The following is a 14,816-nucleotide window of genomic DNA, read 5'->3' on the forward strand; positions in this document are numbered from 1 at the left end:
TGAGATTCATTTGTATGAAAAAGGGCAACGGCCTGTGGGCGGGAATCTTTAGCGTTGTGAGATCAACGGTGGGTTCGGATGTTGAGCAGGTGTAGGCCATTCGTCGGGCATCGGTCTAACTGAACCACAAGTCCGGTAATGACCGGCTAGTCTCAAAAGCCTTGGAGGTCGATATTTTTTCAGGCAAAAGGGCTTTGCCGGTGTCGATCTATCGCAAAGGGGAGAGGCTATGACTGATCCGTATATCGAAGACGATGGAGCCGAATTTTCATTCAACAACTGTGTCCGTTGCGGCCAGACGGAATACCAATCGGGCTTTGGCGAGGATCCGGTGCAGACCGGCAAGATCAAGTCCACGGCGCCCAAGGGGCCGAAAGCCAAATTCCTTCCAAAGGTCTCGGCCCGCTCAAGAAAATAAAGTGAGACCGAACGACCCCGTCTATGAACGGGGTTTTTTATGCCTGCTGTTTATGAAAAGGAAATCTCCTACAAACTCTTGGCCCGGTTTGGTCTTTTTCACAAACTTTTCACGTCCACGGTCGTAGGGTGAAGCCATCCGTTAGAAAGCAAGTCTCCAGCCCGTCTCCCCAGCGGGCTTTTTTTTGCCTGCGATAAAACCTTTGGCGAAATCGCTGTCCAATCGGCGCCAAGTGCGCGGCGGCAGCTGATTTTTCTGGACTTCAGCGCGTCGGCAGCTTTCAATCTCGGCCCCTTTTGATTTCCCTATTTTTGAGGTTTTCGTCATGCGTCTAACATTGCCTGCTCTGGTTCTGGGGCTTCTCGTTGCTCAAGGTGCGGTCGCCGGTGAAGGCACTGCTGCACTCGGCGGCGGTCTGGGTGGCGCGCTGGGTAACGTGGTCGGCCAGAAGATGGGCGGCAGCACGGGCGCAGCGATTGGTGCCGGTGTTGCAGGCGCGGCCGGCAGTGCGATGGCAGCCGGCAAGGGCAGCCGCACCAAAGCGGCTATCGGCGGTGGTGTTGGCGCGGCCGGTGGTTCGGTGATCGGCAACAGCCTGGGTGGCCGAAATGGCGCGACCATTGGCGCCGGTCTGGGTGGCGCTGCGGGTGGTGCCGTCGGCGCTAACCTGTCCAAAGGTCACAAGCGTCACTGATAGCGAACGTTTGTCAGAAAAAGCCCGGCTCGATGTCGGGCTTTTTCATGGCTGAACGTTTTCTCGAAAAATGTCTCCAATCTGACATAGGCCCTATGGGCATACCCTCCCGATTCGGGAACTGTGAGGTTCAAATGCGCTTGTCATTGTCTGCACTGTTTTTCGGATTATTCATCGCTCAAGGTGCGATGGCCGCCGGAGATGGCAGCGCCGCCGTAGGTGGCGGTTTGGGCGGTGTCCTCGGTAACGTGGTCGGTGGCCAGCTAGGTGGCAGCACCGGTGCCGCGGTTGGCGCAGGTGTCGGTGGCGCGGCGGGCAGCGCGGTCGGGGCGAATAAACACAATCGCACCGAAGCCGCCATTGGCGGTGGTCTCGGCGCTGCCGGCGGCTCAGTGGTCGGCAACAGCCTGGGCGGCTCCACTGGTTCGGCCATTGGTGCCGGTTTGGGCGGCGCAGCGGGTGGTGCGGTGGGCAACAACCTGGGTGACGACGGTGGCAGAGCTCATTCCGGTGGTGGTCACAAGCACAACAAGTACAAACACAAAAACCGCCATCACTGATTGAATATTCGAAAACAAACCCGGCCTGGCGCCGGGTTTTTCGTTTCTGGCGGTCGGACACTGGAACGATTGGCTGTAAGGCTTTTCGAACGTTATACAACCCACCAGACGTAGAGGTTTGCCATGACGCCCGAAACCGAAGGCAAGGAAGAAAAAGGCCCGAGTGGTCTGCCGTTTATCAATGATCCGGGGAACGAGGATCCGGGGTCGCTGATGGATGATGCGACGGTGCCGTTGAATGATGCGGATGAGGCTTTGGATGAGGAGTATGAAGAGGATGAGGATGAGCAATAAGTTGTCTTGAAAGTCGAGCGTGGCGGCGCACTGAATTTAAGTATCCGGGGCCTGTACTTCAGGCCCTTTGATTCGGATTGGTTTGTTCTCGAGGTCAAGCTTGTTAAACAATCGTCAAGGCGGACGAAAGCAAACCGACAAAATATTTTGTTATTTGGCAGTTAAATCAGGGTTGATGAGTATGTAAAGATTATCTGATGCCGACATTTTTTTTATTCGGCCTGATGCGATGTACTCTTTAAACTCCTTTTCAACTGTTTTTTTGTCGCAGTATTTTTTATATTTGGATGGCCTGTCACTGGCATAAATGTAAAGGCGCCAAACATCAAAACCGTCGATTCTACTGTTTGAACCGTAATCGAAATTCACTGATTCTGTAGTGAAGTGAACGATGCATCCAACTCCATGAAGCTCGTATTGGGTGTTGTCAGTTATGTTACCGCACCGTTGTATTTGATTGCTGCGCCAAAGCCTCAGGATATTTCTGGTACCAAATCTTTTCTCGAGCAGCAACGTCGCACTATCAACCTTAGAAAGAAAGTCGTTAATGAGGTCTTCAAGGTTTTTGTCTTTTTTATTCATCTTCTTCTGCGATGCTCCAATCTGTCATTACCGACGTTAGCCGCTGACTCTAGCACTTCTTCAATAGTGTTTAGGTTGCCGTGGTGATCTTCGATGTTGGTTATTAGCTGGATCGTTACTTCGGTAGAGGTTTGTCGTGCAGCCGAAGCTCTATGATGGCCATCTAAAATGTAAAGGTTTCCGTGGTGCTCAGCGACATCTATAGGAAACTCGCGGTTAAACCCAATATCTCCCATTTCTATCCTCATTTTCTCGACTAGTCTAGTTGAGGTTTTCCCCATGAGCGCATGTGTTCGTTTCAATGTTTTTGGGTCTACGCCATGAGTTAGATTTGGTACCTGCGGTTCACCCTCATCAACCTTAGCCCCAACAATCCCACCCGGTACTTCACACCCAGGCTTATTCGGCGGCGGACAATTGGAATTCAACCCCAACGGATCCACCCAACCCGTCGGATTCGGCACGTACTGGTATTGGTTTAGTCCTCCAGCCAATTTCACCGGATCCGGCGTCAGATACCTGCCCAACCTCGGGTCGTAATACCGATGCCGGTTGTAATGCAGGCCACTTTCCGCATCGAAATACTGCCCCTGAAACCGCAGCGGCTGGTCCAGGTAGTCCTCGCCCGCGAGGGTGATCGCCGACACCTTGCCGTAGGCGTCGTATTGCGCCGACCAGACGATTTCGCCGCTGTAGTCGGTGAGTTCCTGCGGGGTGCCGAGGTGGTCGAGTTGGTAGTAGAACGGGCAAGCGCGTTTCGGGCCTTTGCCGTCGAGCAGCGCCAGGGGGCGGAAGGTGCCAGGTTCGTAGACGTAGCTGCGGTGGTGGGTTTTGCTGCTTTCGGCGACGAGGTGGTCGCCTTGCCAGAAGAACTCGGTGGTCTGGCCGTCGACGGTTTTGCGAATGCGCCGGCCGAAGGCGTCGTATTGGTAGGTCGCGGTTTGGCCGTCGGCGCGGGTCAGGCCGATCAGGCGGTGCTGGCAGTCGTAGCGGTATTCGGTGACGAGTTGCTGGTCGCGGCCACGGCGTTCGCGGATCAGGTTGCCGAAGGCGTCGTAGTCGTAATGGCGATCGCCCTGCATCAGCAGGCGGTTGCCCTTGATCCGGGTCGGCCCGGGACGATCCTGCATCAGCAGGTTGCCGGCTGGGTCGTGGGCGAAGGATTCCGGCAGTTCGTCGCGCGAGTGACGGACGCGGATCAAGCGGTCGAGGGCGTCATAGCCATAGGTGCGCTGGCCGTGGCGGCTGTCGGCAATGTGCTCCAGATTGCCGTTGGCGCTGTAGGCATAATCCCGGCGATACAGCGAGTCGTGCTGATGACCTACAGCATGGGCCAGCAAACGTCCCTGATCGTCGTAGGCATAATCGCTGAGCAGCAGGCCTTGCTGGCGTTGTTGTTCGCGACCCGATTGATAGACGTGGCTGCTCAGCCGCGTGCCATTGAGGTCGATGGCGGTCAGCGCGCCGCCCTTGGCGTAGTGGTAATCGAGCTTGCTGTTGTCCGGCAGACGCTGGCGCTTGAGCTGGCCGCAGGCGTCGTAGGTGTAACGCAGGGTGCCCCAGCCCTGATGCTCGGTGATCAGCCGGTCCTGCCGGTCATATTCAAAGGCCAGTGGATGTTGCTGGCCGTCATCGACCCCGGTTAATCGGCCCAGGCGGTCGTAGGTGTAAGCCACCTCAACTCCGTCGGGCAGGGTTTTCAGCAGCAAGCGCCCGGCCGCATCACGCGCGTAGGCGGTGACCAGCGTCGAGCCGTCATCACCGAACTCGGTCTTTTCCAGCAGGTGCCCGTTGCGGTCGTAGGCGTAAGCGGTGCGCCGGCCGTCGAAGCCGGTTTCCTGTCGGATCAATCCGGTTGGCGTGTAGTCCAGCCGGTACTTTTCCCCGGACTCGTTCTCGATTTCCGTGAGCAGCAGTTGCGCATGGTCGTAGCGGTACTGCACCCGCGTGCCGTCGGGATTGATCTTGCGCGAGACGAGGTGCAGGTCGTCGTCATACTCGTAGCGGGTGATGCGCCCGAGTTCGTCGCGCTCGGCAGTGACTTGGCCGTAAGCGCCATAGCTGTAGGCGCGAGTGGCACCTGTAGGAAATGTCGTCTGCACCAGTCGGCCAACGGCATCCCACTGCTGACGGGTGATCGCGCCGTGTTCGTCGCAAGTGGTCGTCCGTCGCCCCAGCGCGTCGTAGGAAAAGCGCCGCACACCACCGTCGGGCAGGGTTTCCTCGATCAGTTGCCCGAGGTCGTTCCACGACAACTTGTGCCGGCTGGTGTCCGGGTAGCGGATCGACAGCAATTGCCCGCGCGTGTCGTAGTAGTAATGGGTGACCTGACCGTCAGGATCGACCGCCTCGGTGACATCGCCCTCGGCGTTGCGTCGGAACGTCCACACCGCCTCGCCGCGAGAACGGCTGTGCAGGAAACCGTTGCGGTATTCGTAGGACGTTGGCTCATCGTCCGGCGGAAGCAGCGCGATCAGCCGTCCGACGTCGTCGTAGCGATATTCGGTGACCGCACCCAGCGGATCCTGCTCGGCGATCAGCCGGCCCGCGTCGTCATAAGCCTTGAGGTGCTCACCGCCATCGGCCTCGACCTTGCGCACCAGCCGTGCGCTGTCGTCGTGGACGTAGGTTTCTTCGCTGCCATCGACGTAGTGCACCGCGACGCTGCCGTCATCGGCCCAGACGTAACGGGTGTCCATCTGCGCGAACGACGCCCAGTGCCGCACGCAGCGCGCCGCCTTGCCCGAGCGCTCCCACTCCCAGAAAAAGCTCGCGCCGCCGGTCAGTTGCCGCTGCAGGATGACGTGCTGATCGTCGTAGTCGTAACGCTCGCTGTCACCGACGGCGTTGGTCGCGGCCAACAACCGCTGACGGGCGTCGTAGCAATAACTGACCAGCGTTTGCTCGGTGCGCCAGCCATCAGCCTCAAGCACCTGGTAATCAACCGCCACCAGATGCGCCCGGTCGTAGCGCAACAACAACGACCGCCCGGCCCCGTTATCCAGGCGCTGCACACGCTCGGAAAAATCGCGATGCACCGTCAGACGATTGCCATACGCATCACTGATCGCCACCAACCGCCCGGCACGAAAGTGATAAAACCGCGCTGTATCCCCGGCCAGCGCGAGGATCAGTTCCTCCGGCTCCTCCCCGAGAAAAATCGCTGCCCGCGACAAGCTGTTGTGAATCTGCGGCCGCTCCACACTGGGCAACGGAAACCGCGTGCGGCGATTTTCGTGATCGACCCAGATCACCCCCTCGCCATCGAACTCCAGCCGATGCGCCAGCGAATGACTCCAGCCAACCCCCAGCCCGACATCGATCTCCACCGCGCTGGTGCGGTACAGCCGGGTGAACTCGAACGGCAGCAGGCCATCGAGCGTGCCGTCGGTCAGGGTCAGCAATTCCTCGCCGGTAACCATCGACACCGGACAGCCGTTGGTGCAGGTCAGCGGTGCGCAATCGGCGCTGTCGCCGTTGGGGTTTTTAGCCTGGTTCGAAGCATCGTCGCGGGGGTCGTGACGCTCCATCCGGGTGGTGTTCCGCGACTTTTCCCGCGCCATCGGCGCCGGATTCGGCACACTCAGCACGACCGAGTCGGCCTGGCGAATGTTCAGAGGGATCGCTGGTGTCGGCTTCAAAGACACATTGCGTGCATTGACCATCAACGGCTTCAGCGCACCCGCATGCTTGTTCAGATCTGCAGGGGAAGTCAGCTCGCCCAGGCGCAACGCCGACGCTGCCAGCCATTGCCGCGCCCGGGGCGACTTGATCTTGCTCAGCACCTTGCTGCTCAGTCGCACGGGCACGCCAACGCCGCCGCAAACGCGCATCAGCAAAAAGCTGATCAACAACTCGACCCGGACTTCTGCCACCACTTCCGCCAGGTACTGCGGCGGCAGCATCTTCAACCAACTGGTGAAGGCTGCCAGATGGATAAACAGCAACGGCTCGTCACTAAGGATCAGCAAGCCATTGGCGATGGCCTCGCCGGAGGCGTCGAGCAGCGCTTGCAACTCGACATCGCTCAAGTACTGCAGGAGTTTTTCACTGTTGGCCTGCAGGTCGGCGAGCAGGGCAAACAGCTGTTTAACGTCATCCCAGATGTCGTGCAGGGCTTTCTCGAAACCGCGCCAGTCGGCCTGTTGCAACTGCTGGTAACGATCAGCCAAACCGGCGCCGGAAAACTCCGCCCACAGCGGCTGAAACCCGTCCCACTCCTGGCGAAGCCAGACCTCCAGCCCGTCCAGAATCTCTTCATAGGAGGCGTACAGCGCTTGGATATGGTCGGTGGAAACATCAGGAAAGAAGGTGATGCGATAACGCTGGCCCCGGTCGCAGTCGCTGACTTCCAGAATGCCGCTCGGGCCGATGGTATGGCGCAGCGGTTCACCGAAACTCAATACCCCGTCGACTTCGCCGATCACCGGTTCCAGCATCACCGGGGTATTGCCGATCGGTACGAAGCGCACTGCCTCGAACAGGTGCACCAGAGTCAACGGGCCGCTGGCGGGGCACATGACCACCGAGGTCTGGATCGGCTGGCGGGATTTGACCGGAGCGCTGAGGTGCACGTCGTCGCCGACCTTGAACACCTGCTCGACATCCAGTGCCGTACCCGTCCAGAACTGCTCGGCCCAGGCCTCGTAGTCGTTCAGGCACAGGCGAAACTCGCGGATCAGCCTTTCAAAGTCCGGGTGTTGCGGGTTCAGGGCGGCAACCACCAGCAGGCCGATGCTGTTGTTCAGGGCCAGGAGCCGATCGGTTTGGAACATTCGCAAGCACTCGCGCACGTGAAAGAGGTGCGCGGACTTTGCGGGGGATCAAAGTGGAAAGAAGTCGGGAAAGTAGGCGTTATCTGTAGGGCATTTCGCTAAATGTCAGCGAGTCATTCCACCGCCCGTAAACATTGCCCGTTGCTCAATGTCCGCTGGCCTCGCTATGCTGCTGAACCCATTAATCAGATCCGCGTAGCGGCGCCGGCTGGGCCGCCCGGGATGTTTTTGATAACGGATCCGATGATGAATGCACCGATGAAGACGTTTGGCCCGATCAAGGCCGTGATTTTCGACATGGACGGTTTGCTGCTGGACACCGAAGGCATCTACACCGAGGTCACCTCGCTCATTGCCGAGCGTTACGGGCGAACCTTCGACTGGAGCGTTAAACAGAACATCATCGGTCGTGGCGCCAATGACCTGGCGAACTACGTGGTGCAGGCGCTGGATCTGCCGATCAGCGCCGAAGAGTTTCTGCTGATCCGCGAGCCGCTGATGCGTGAACGCTTTCCCAAGGCCCAGGCGATGCCCGGCGCGGAGGAGCTGATTCGCCACCTCAAGGCGCACAACATTCCGATCGCCGTGGGCACCAGTTCGTCGCGGCAGTCGTTCGGCCAGAAAACCACCTTGCACCGCGACTGGTTTGCCCTGTTCGATTTCATCGTCACCGCCGACGACCCCGAAGTTGGCGCAGCAAAACCGGCGCCGGACATCTTTCTCACCGCCGCCCGGCGTCTGGGTGTAGCGCCTGAAGACTGTCTGGTGTTCGAGGATTCGCCGTTTGGCGTCACCGCCGCGAAAGCGGCGGGAATGACTGCCATTGCGATTCCCGACGCGGCCATGGCCGATGAAAAATACGCGCATGCCGACGGGATTCTGCGCACGCTCAAGGCGTTTACCCCGAGTGCCTGCGGTTTGCCGGCGCTGGAGTGGGCTTGATCAGCCAATAAACGCCGCCCTCTGCAAAGAGGTGCGGCGTTTTTTGTATCCGGGATTCAGCGCAATCAGGCGCCAAAACCACCGTCGATGGTCAGGCTGGCACCGGTGATGTAACCGGCTTCCGGGCCGACCAGATAAGCGACGAAACCGGCGATTTCATCAGCAGTGCCGTAACGGCCCACCGCCATCAGCGGGATCAGGCTCTCGGCGAAATCGCCATGGGCCGGGTTCATGTCAGTGTCGACCGGGCCGGGTTGCACGTTGTTGATGGTGATGCCGCGCGGGCCGAGATCACGGGCCAGGCCTTTGGTCAGGCCGACCAGCGCCGATTTGCTCATCGCGTACACCCCGCCACCGCCAAAGGGCATGCGGTCGGCGTTGGTGCTGCCGATGTTGACGATGCGCGAGCCTTCGCCCATGTGTTTAGCGGCTTCCTGAGACGCGATGAACACGCTGCGTACGTTGATCGCCAGGGTCTGGTTGAAGTCTTCCAGTTTGAAGTCTTCCAGCGGCGCGATGGCCAGGACGCCGGCGTTGTTCACCAGAATATCCAGGCGGCCAAAGGCTTCGACGGTGGCGCTGACAGCATTGCGGATTGCGGCTTCATCGGCGCTGTCGGCCTTGATCGCCAGGGCTTTGCCGCCGTTGGCGGTGATGCTGTTCTGCAACTCTTCGGCCTTGGCGGTAGAGCTGACGTAGGTGAATGCGACAGCGGCGCCTTCGGCGGCCAGACGTTTGACGATGGCGGCGCCGATACCACGAGAACCGCCTTGAATCAGAGCGACTTTGCCGCTGAGGTGTTGAGTGGTCATGTTCGATCTCCAGAGAATTCAAGGCGGGGTGCCTTGTAGTTGGAGCCGAGTATCGGCCTCGCATCGACAACCGTGTAGACCATGATTGCTATAGTCTGTGTAAACCAGAAGTTTATAGTGGCGATCATGGAAACTTTCAGCAGTATCGAATGCTTCGTGCGCAGCGCCGAAGTCGGCAGCTTTGCCGAGGCCGCCCGGCGCTTGAGCCTGACCCCGGCCGCCGTCGGCAAGAGTGTGGCGAAGCTCGAGGTGCGGCTCGGTGTACGGCTGTTCCAGCGTAGTACACGCAGCCTGACCCTGACCGAGGCCGGCCAGCTGTTTTTGAGTCAGGTCAGTGGCAGTCTGACGACGATTCAGAATGCGGTGGCCAATCTGGCGAGTGTGGAAGGGCTGCCGGCGGGGACGTTGAAAGTCAGCATGGGCACGGTATTCGGGCGCTTGTACATCGTGCCATTGCTGCAAGAATTTTTACGTCGGTTTCCGGCGATCAACCCTGACTGGCATTTTGATAACCGTCAGGTCGATTTGATTGGGCAGGGTTTCGATGCGGCGATTGGCGGCGGCTTTGAATTGCCCCAAGGCGTGGTCGCACGCAGATTGGCACCCGCGCATCGTGTGTTGGTCGCATCTGCTGAGTATCTGCAAAGGCACGAAGCCATCGCCGAACCGGATGACCTGCAACGTCACGATGGCATCCTGATTCGTTCGCCGCAGACCGGTCGAGTGCGCTCCTGGCAGTTGATCAGTGGCGGCAGTCAGCTCTGTCAGCCCTTGACCCTCAAGACGCGAATGACCATGAGCGACTCCGAAGCCGCCTGCGCTACGGCAGCACAAGGGCTGGGCATCGCGCTGGTCAGCATGCCGTTTGCCGTGGGTTATCTCGAGGCGGGCACATTGCAACGCGTGCTGCCGGACTGGTACATCGATGACGGCAACATTTCGATCTACTATGCCGAGCATAAATTGTTGCCGGGCAAGACTCGGGCGTTTGTCGATTTTGTGATTGAGCAGTTTGCGCAGCAGGGTTTGGCTCGGCGGTTCAGTGCCATTTGAGGACGGGTTGGGACCGAGTTGACCTTTTCGCGAGCAGGCTCGCTCCCACAGGGGATTTTTGAACGCCACAGATCCAATGTGGGAGCGAGCCTGCTCGCGAAGAGCGATAACCCGGTCTACCGGGCAAACCGCTCCGCCCAGCCAATGATCTGCTTCGGCCGTGGCGTCGCGTAAGTCCGCACTTTGGACGTCGACAACCCCAGCCGCACCAGCGATTCAGCAATGGTCACCGCCGCCGTCACGCCATCCACCACCGGCACCCCGGTGCGGCGACGAATCTGTTCATCCAGCCCGGCCATGCCGCCGCAGCCCAGGCAAATCACCTCGGCCTTGTCCTGAGTCACCGCCAGTTCCGCTTGTTGCACGATGGCTTCCAGCGCGCGCTGTGGTTCGTGCTCCAACTCCAGCACCGCAAGACCACTGGCCCGCACCGAGGCACAGCGATCCCACAGGCCCGAGAGTTTCAGCCGGTCCTCGATCAGCGGCACGGTGCGATCCAGCGTGGTCACCACCGAATAGGCGTGACCGAGGAACATCGCGGTACTGGCAGCCGCGTCGGTGATGTCCACCACCGGCACGTTGAGCAATTCCTGCAAACCTTCGCGGCCGTGTTCGCCGTAACCGGCCTGAATCACCGCGTCGAACGGTTGATCGTAGGACATCACCCGGTCCATCACGGCGATGGCCGCCAGATAACTTTCGAAATTGCCTTCCACCGAGTCGGCGCCGAAGAACGGTGTCAGGCCGACGATCTCCGTACCGGGAGACGCGACGGCCTGCGCCGAGCGGGCGATGGCCTGGGTGATGGATTCGGTGGTGTTGACGTTGACCACAAGAATACGCATGGGAAGTCCTTATTGCGGGCAGTTCAGCGGCCCAAATCCGGGCCGCAAGGAAGTTAATGGCTGACGTTGTCGACGGCGATCGATTCGCCGCTGATGTCGGCGTAGTGCGGCTGACGTTTGGCGATGATCAGGTAGAGCATCGCGGCAATGCCGGCGCCCACCAGCCAGGAGAACGGCGAGATGCTGTGGAAGCCCGGCACCAGCGCCAGGACGATGGCGATCAACGCTGCCGGAATGAACGCCGCCACCGCGCGGAAATTCACTCCACGGCTGTAGTAATAGGCGCCGTTGGGGTCTTCGCTGTACAACTGCGGGACGTTGATCCGGCCTCTGCGGATCAGCCAGTAGTCGACCATGATCACCCCGTACAGCGGGCCGAGCAGGGCGCCGAGGCCGGAGAGGAAGTACACGATCACCAGCGGGCTGTTGTAGAGGTTCCACGGCAGGATCAGCACGGCGATGGTCGCGCTGATCAGCCCGGCGCGGCGGAAGGTCAGGTACTTCGGCGCCAGGTTGCTGAGGACGAAGGCCGGGGCGACGAAGTTGGCCATGATGTTCACCGCCACGGTGACGATTAGGAACGCCAGGCAACCGAGCACCAGAAAGAACGTATTGGGAATCGAGGCGATGATTTCGGTCGGGCTTTCGATGATCCGTCCGTTGATCTGAAATTGCGCACCGCAGAGCAGGACGGTGATGGCGGCGAACACCAGTATGTTCACCGGCAGGCCCCAGAAATTGCCGACCTTGATGGTCTTGCGGCACGGCGAAGAACGCGCAAAGTCACAGAAATTCAGGATCAGCGTGCCGTAGATCGCCAGCCACAAGGCGCCGCCGGCAAAGATGTTGCGCCACATCTCGCCACCGCTCAGCGGTTCGCGGATCGACCAGGCAATCGTGGCGTTGGCTTGGGTGTACATCCACGCGGCGAGGGCGGCGACGGTCAGCAGAATCACCGGGCCGGCAAACGCTTCGTAGCGACGAACCATTTCCATGCCGTAGGCGAGAATCGCCAACTGCACGAACCAGATCGCCACGAAACACACCCAGCCGAGGGTCGACAGGCCGAGGATCGAGTTGTGGTCGTAATCGGCGAAACCGGGATGAATCGCCGTCAGCAGCACGCGAAAAACCACCGACGCCAGATACGTCTGAATCCCGAACCAGGCGATGGCGATCACCGCGCGGATCAACGCCGGAATCTGCGCGCCGTGGATGCCGAAACTGATCCGGCTGATCACCGGAAACGGCACCCCGGTTTTCTGCCCCATGTAGCCGGACAGGTTCATGAAGAAGTACACCAGCGCCGCGCCGATCCCCAGCGACAACAGAATCTGCCAGCCCCCCAGGCCCAGCGCATACAGACCGATGGCGAACGAGTAGTTGGCGATGTTGTGCACATCGTTGGTCCACAGGGCAAAAATACTGTATTTGCCCCAGCGCCGACCTTCGGCCCGGGTCGGTGCCAGGTCGCTGTTGTGCAGGCGTGGGCTCAGTTGTAACGGTTCGGCCAGACCCGCGTTGGGCAATGGCTGGTCGAGTGCAGAGGCGGGCAGATTCAGCGCGATGTTGTTGGAGAGACTTGTACGCATTCCGGCAGGCTCCTGATGGGCGGGGCCGCGATGACTGTGCATGAGCTCAGGGCTCGACAAATCTTCGTCGCGGCCAGCAGACATCACTGGTTACGGGGCATCTGCAGCCTGTACGGGATAGGGCGCTTCAGGCTTGCGGATCGAAAGTGTGGATTGATGTTTTGCAGTTTTGTATACAAAACATGTATGCACCAAAGCCAGATCTGTGCCAGTCAGCGATCTATGCAGCGCTGTGCTCATTTCGAAAAGTTATCGATGAGCGCTAAGTGACTGAAAATCAGTGGTTATAAATTGACCGATTGAACAGGTATTTATTTTTTGCGAGGGATTTTGCGGAGGTGGCGGAGCGCAGGGGAATTCAGCAGGGATGTAACTTTTCAGGGCGTGAAAGCAAAAAGTGCACACATAAATGGCACCGATGGTGACATTCGTGTGTACACATTTTTAAGGTGGCGCAATTGAAAAATGTGGGAGCGAGCCTGCTCGCGAATGCGTTGGATCAGTCAACGAAGATGTCGACTGAGACTACGCATTCGCGAGCAGGCTCGCTCCCACAGAGGATGTCACTGGAATTGGAAATCAGGCCTTGCTGATGATATTCCCCGCATGCAGCCCGCACTCTTTCTGCGTCGCTTCTTCCCACCACCAGCGGCCTTCGCGCTCGTGCTGGTTCGGCAGCACCGGGCGGGTGCACGGTTCGCAGCCGATGCTGATGAAGCCGCGTTCATGCAGGCTGTTGTACGGCAGTTCGAGCATGCGGATGTAACCCCAGATCTCTTCGCTGGTCATCTGCGCCAGCGGGTTGAACTTGTACAGGGTGCGTTCGGGCGTGGAGAACGCGGTGTCGATCTCCAGCACCGCCACGGCGCTGCGGGTGCCCGGGCTCTGATCGCGGCGCTGGCCGGTGGCCCAGGCTTTGACGCCGGACAGTTTGCGCCGCAGCGGTTCAATCTTGCGGATGCCGCAGCATTCGCCATGGCCGTCCTTGTAGAAACTGAACAGGCCTTTTTCCTTCACGAACGGTTCCAGCTTCGTGTAGTCCGGTGACACCAGTTCGATATCGATCTTGTAGTGCTCGCGCACCTGATCGATGAAGCGATAGGTTTCCGGATGCAGGCGGCCGGTGTCGAGGCTGAACACCTTGACGTTCTTGTTCAGCTTCCAGGCCATGTCCACCAGCACCACATCCTCGGCACCACTGAAAGATATCCACAGCTCGTCACCGAACTCGGCGAACGCGAGTTTCAGGATGTCTTGGGCGGATTTGTTGGCATAGGTCGTGGCGAGTTCCACGACATCGAACGTTGGGCTCATCAGGGCGGCTTCCTACAGGTCGGTGGCGCTGGGCGCTCTATATGGCGGCGATGGTAACAAAAAGCGGCGGAGTAGGGTGTGCCCGCTGCGTTGCGCGGTGGCGGGGGAGTCGCTAGAGTTCGGGCTCGCTCGACTCAATAATCACTACAAACGGGAGTGTCTTGTGGAAATTGCTTGCCTGGATCTTGAAGGGGTACTGGTGCCGGAAATCTGGATCGCCTTCGCCGAAAAAACCGGAATCGAATCCCTCAAGGCCACCACCCGGGACATTCCCGATTACGACGTGCTGATGAAGCAGCGTCTGCGCATCCTCGACGAGCACGGCCTGAAACTCTCGGACATTCAAGAAGTGATCGCCACCCTCAAGCCGCTGGATGGCGCGGTGGAGTTCGTTGACTGGCTGCGCGAGCGCTTTCAGGTGGTGATTCTCTCGGACACTTTCTACGAATTCTCCCAGCCGCTGATGCGGCAACTGGGCTTCCCGACCTTGCTCTGCCATCGCCTGATCACTGACGACAGCGGGCGGGTGACCGGCTATCAATTGCGTCAGAAAGATCCCAAGCGTCAGTCGGTGCTGGCATTCAAGAGCCTGTACTACCGGGTAATTGCGGCGGGGGATTCGTATAACGACACGAGCATGCTGGGTGAGGCGGATGCGGGAATTCTGTTCCATGCGCCGGACAACGTGATTCGCGAGTTCCCGCAGTTTCCGGCGGTGCATACGTTTGCCGAGTTGAAGCAGCAGTTCCTCAAAGCTTCTAACAGAGCGTTGAGTTTGTAGTCGTCTGGAAGGACGCTTTCGCGAGCAGGCTCGCTCCCACAGGGAAATGCATTCCTAATGTGGGAGATTCTATGTTGCTCAGCAACCCTAGAATCTCAAACTGATCGGTATTCGCCCTGATTCTTCATCAGGGTGAATGCCACTCGGCAGAGCT

The 14,816-nt window shown here is 59.3% G+C and carries 13 protein-coding genes; 7 read left to right on the forward strand and 6 right to left on the reverse strand.

Going from position 1 to position 14,816, the window contains the following annotated elements:
* Positions 1-229 precede the first annotated feature (229 nt).
* The 4 genes from HDC30_RS08175 (at position 230) to HDC30_RS08190 (ending at position 1,966) form a co-directional block, all read left to right on the forward strand.
* The gene (locus tag HDC30_RS08175) at positions 230-418 is read left to right on the forward strand and encodes a hypothetical protein (RefSeq protein ID WP_007960727.1); all 189 of its coding nucleotides are present in this window, start codon (positions 230-232) and stop codon (positions 416-418) included.
* Positions 419-743: 325 nt separating this feature from the next.
* Positions 744-1,112 carry a glycine zipper domain-containing protein gene (locus HDC30_RS08180; RefSeq protein ID WP_007960728.1) on the forward strand — a complete coding sequence of 123 codons (369 nt, stop codon included), beginning with the start codon at positions 744-746 and terminating at the stop codon, positions 1,110-1,112.
* 134 nt (positions 1,113-1,246) lie between these two features.
* Complete coding sequence (locus tag HDC30_RS08185; RefSeq protein ID WP_027613308.1) at positions 1,247-1,672, forward strand: YMGG-like glycine zipper-containing protein; 426 nt, start codon at positions 1,247-1,249, stop codon at positions 1,670-1,672.
* A 123-nt stretch (positions 1,673-1,795) separates the two neighbouring features.
* The gene (locus tag HDC30_RS08190) at positions 1,796-1,966 is read left to right on the forward strand and encodes a hypothetical protein (RefSeq protein WP_169844085.1); all 171 of its coding nucleotides are present in this window, start codon (positions 1,796-1,798) and stop codon (positions 1,964-1,966) included.
* Between the two features lie 150 nt (positions 1,967-2,116).
* Here HDC30_RS08190 and HDC30_RS08195 read toward each other — a convergent pair whose 3' ends face one another.
* The gene (locus tag HDC30_RS08195) at positions 2,117-2,548 is read right to left on the reverse strand and encodes a DUF6896 domain-containing protein (protein ID WP_027613307.1); all 432 of its coding nucleotides are present in this window, start codon (positions 2,546-2,548) and stop codon (positions 2,117-2,119) included.
* On the reverse strand, positions 2,545-7,323 hold the full coding sequence (locus HDC30_RS29435; RefSeq protein ID WP_183782124.1) for an RHS repeat-associated core domain-containing protein: 4,779 nt from the start codon (positions 7,321-7,323) through the stop codon (positions 2,545-2,547). Before HDC30_RS29435 ends, HDC30_RS08195 begins: the two co-directional genes overlap by 4 nt.
* A gap of 246 nt (positions 7,324-7,569) precedes the next feature.
* On the opposite strand from HDC30_RS29435, the gene HDC30_RS08205 reads away from it, so the two are divergent.
* Positions 7,570-8,265 (forward strand): HAD-IA family hydrolase, encoded by a 696-nt coding sequence (locus HDC30_RS08205; protein WP_027613306.1) that lies wholly within the window; start codon positions 7,570-7,572, stop codon positions 8,263-8,265.
* A gap of 65 nt (positions 8,266-8,330) precedes the next feature.
* On the opposite strand, the gene HDC30_RS08210 is transcribed toward HDC30_RS08205, so the two are convergent.
* Positions 8,331-9,077, reverse strand: a complete 747-nt coding sequence (locus tag HDC30_RS08210; RefSeq protein ID WP_183782127.1) for a 3-oxoacyl-ACP reductase family protein — start codon at positions 9,075-9,077, stop codon at positions 8,331-8,333.
* Positions 9,078-9,203: 126 nt separating this feature from the next.
* Between HDC30_RS08210 and HDC30_RS08215 the strand changes: the two genes are divergently transcribed.
* Entirely contained in the window at positions 9,204-10,130 is a 927-nt protein-coding gene (locus HDC30_RS08215) for a LysR family transcriptional regulator (RefSeq protein WP_183782130.1), read from the forward strand.
* Between the two features lie 116 nt (positions 10,131-10,246).
* Here the strand turns inward: HDC30_RS08215 and HDC30_RS08220 are convergent, their stop codons facing one another.
* The 3 genes from HDC30_RS08220 to HDC30_RS08230 form a co-directional block, all read right to left on the reverse strand.
* Positions 10,247-10,975 (reverse strand): aspartate/glutamate racemase family protein, encoded by a 729-nt coding sequence (locus HDC30_RS08220; protein ID WP_027613303.1) that lies wholly within the window; start codon positions 10,973-10,975, stop codon positions 10,247-10,249.
* Between the two features lie 53 nt (positions 10,976-11,028).
* On the reverse strand, positions 11,029-12,567 hold the full coding sequence (locus tag HDC30_RS08225; protein WP_183782132.1) for an NCS1 family nucleobase:cation symporter-1: 1,539 nt from the start codon (positions 12,565-12,567) through the stop codon (positions 11,029-11,031).
* A 579-nt stretch (positions 12,568-13,146) separates the two neighbouring features.
* Positions 13,147-13,881, reverse strand: coding sequence for a phosphoadenylyl-sulfate reductase (locus tag HDC30_RS08230; protein ID WP_003223260.1), 735 nt, complete (start codon positions 13,879-13,881; stop codon positions 13,147-13,149).
* Positions 13,882-14,044: 163 nt separating this feature from the next.
* Here HDC30_RS08230 and thrH point away from each other — a divergent pair, with 163 nt between their 5' ends.
* Positions 14,045-14,662, forward strand: coding sequence for a bifunctional phosphoserine phosphatase/homoserine phosphotransferase ThrH (gene thrH, locus HDC30_RS08235; protein WP_183782135.1), 618 nt, complete (start codon positions 14,045-14,047; stop codon positions 14,660-14,662).
* Positions 14,663-14,816 lie beyond the last annotated feature (154 nt).

It is taken from the genome of Pseudomonas sp. JAI115 (assembly GCF_014200835.1).
In the GTDB taxonomy this organism is placed as follows: Bacteria; Pseudomonadota; Gammaproteobacteria; order Pseudomonadales; family Pseudomonadaceae; genus Aquipseudomonas; species Aquipseudomonas putida_A.

What these genes read in the sequence shown, in the direction of transcription:
- HDC30_RS08185 (WP_027613308.1), top strand. Translation starts at nt 1,247, where the DNA reads ATGCGCTTGTCATTGTCTGCACTGTTTTTCGGATTATTCATCGCTCAA.
- HDC30_RS08220 (WP_027613303.1), bottom strand. Translation starts at nt 10,975, where the DNA reads ATGCGTATTCTTGTGGTCAACGTCAACACCACCGAATCCATCACCCAG.
- HDC30_RS08180 (WP_007960728.1), top strand. Translation starts at nt 744, where the DNA reads ATGCGTCTAACATTGCCTGCTCTGGTTCTGGGGCTTCTCGTTGCTCAA.
- HDC30_RS08210 (WP_183782127.1), bottom strand. Translation starts at nt 9,077, where the DNA reads ATGACCACTCAACACCTCAGCGGCAAAGTCGCTCTGATTCAAGGCGGT.
- HDC30_RS08195 (WP_027613307.1), bottom strand. Translation starts at nt 2,548, where the DNA reads ATGAATAAAAAAGACAAAAACCTTGAAGACCTCATTAACGACTTTCTT.
- HDC30_RS29435 (WP_183782124.1), bottom strand. Translation starts at nt 7,323, where the DNA reads ATGTTCCAAACCGATCGGCTCCTGGCCCTGAACAACAGCATCGGCCTG.
- HDC30_RS08230 (WP_003223260.1), bottom strand. Translation starts at nt 13,881, where the DNA reads ATGAGCCCAACGTTCGATGTCGTGGAACTCGCCACGACCTATGCCAAC.
- HDC30_RS08215 (WP_183782130.1), top strand. Translation starts at nt 9,204, where the DNA reads ATGGAAACTTTCAGCAGTATCGAATGCTTCGTGCGCAGCGCCGAAGTC.
- HDC30_RS08205 (WP_027613306.1), top strand. Translation starts at nt 7,570, where the DNA reads ATGAATGCACCGATGAAGACGTTTGGCCCGATCAAGGCCGTGATTTTC.
- HDC30_RS08190 (WP_169844085.1), top strand. Translation starts at nt 1,796, where the DNA reads ATGACGCCCGAAACCGAAGGCAAGGAAGAAAAAGGCCCGAGTGGTCTG.
- HDC30_RS08175 (WP_007960727.1), top strand. Translation starts at nt 230, where the DNA reads ATGACTGATCCGTATATCGAAGACGATGGAGCCGAATTTTCATTCAAC.
- HDC30_RS08225 (WP_183782132.1), bottom strand. Translation starts at nt 12,567, where the DNA reads ATGCGTACAAGTCTCTCCAACAACATCGCGCTGAATCTGCCCGCCTCT.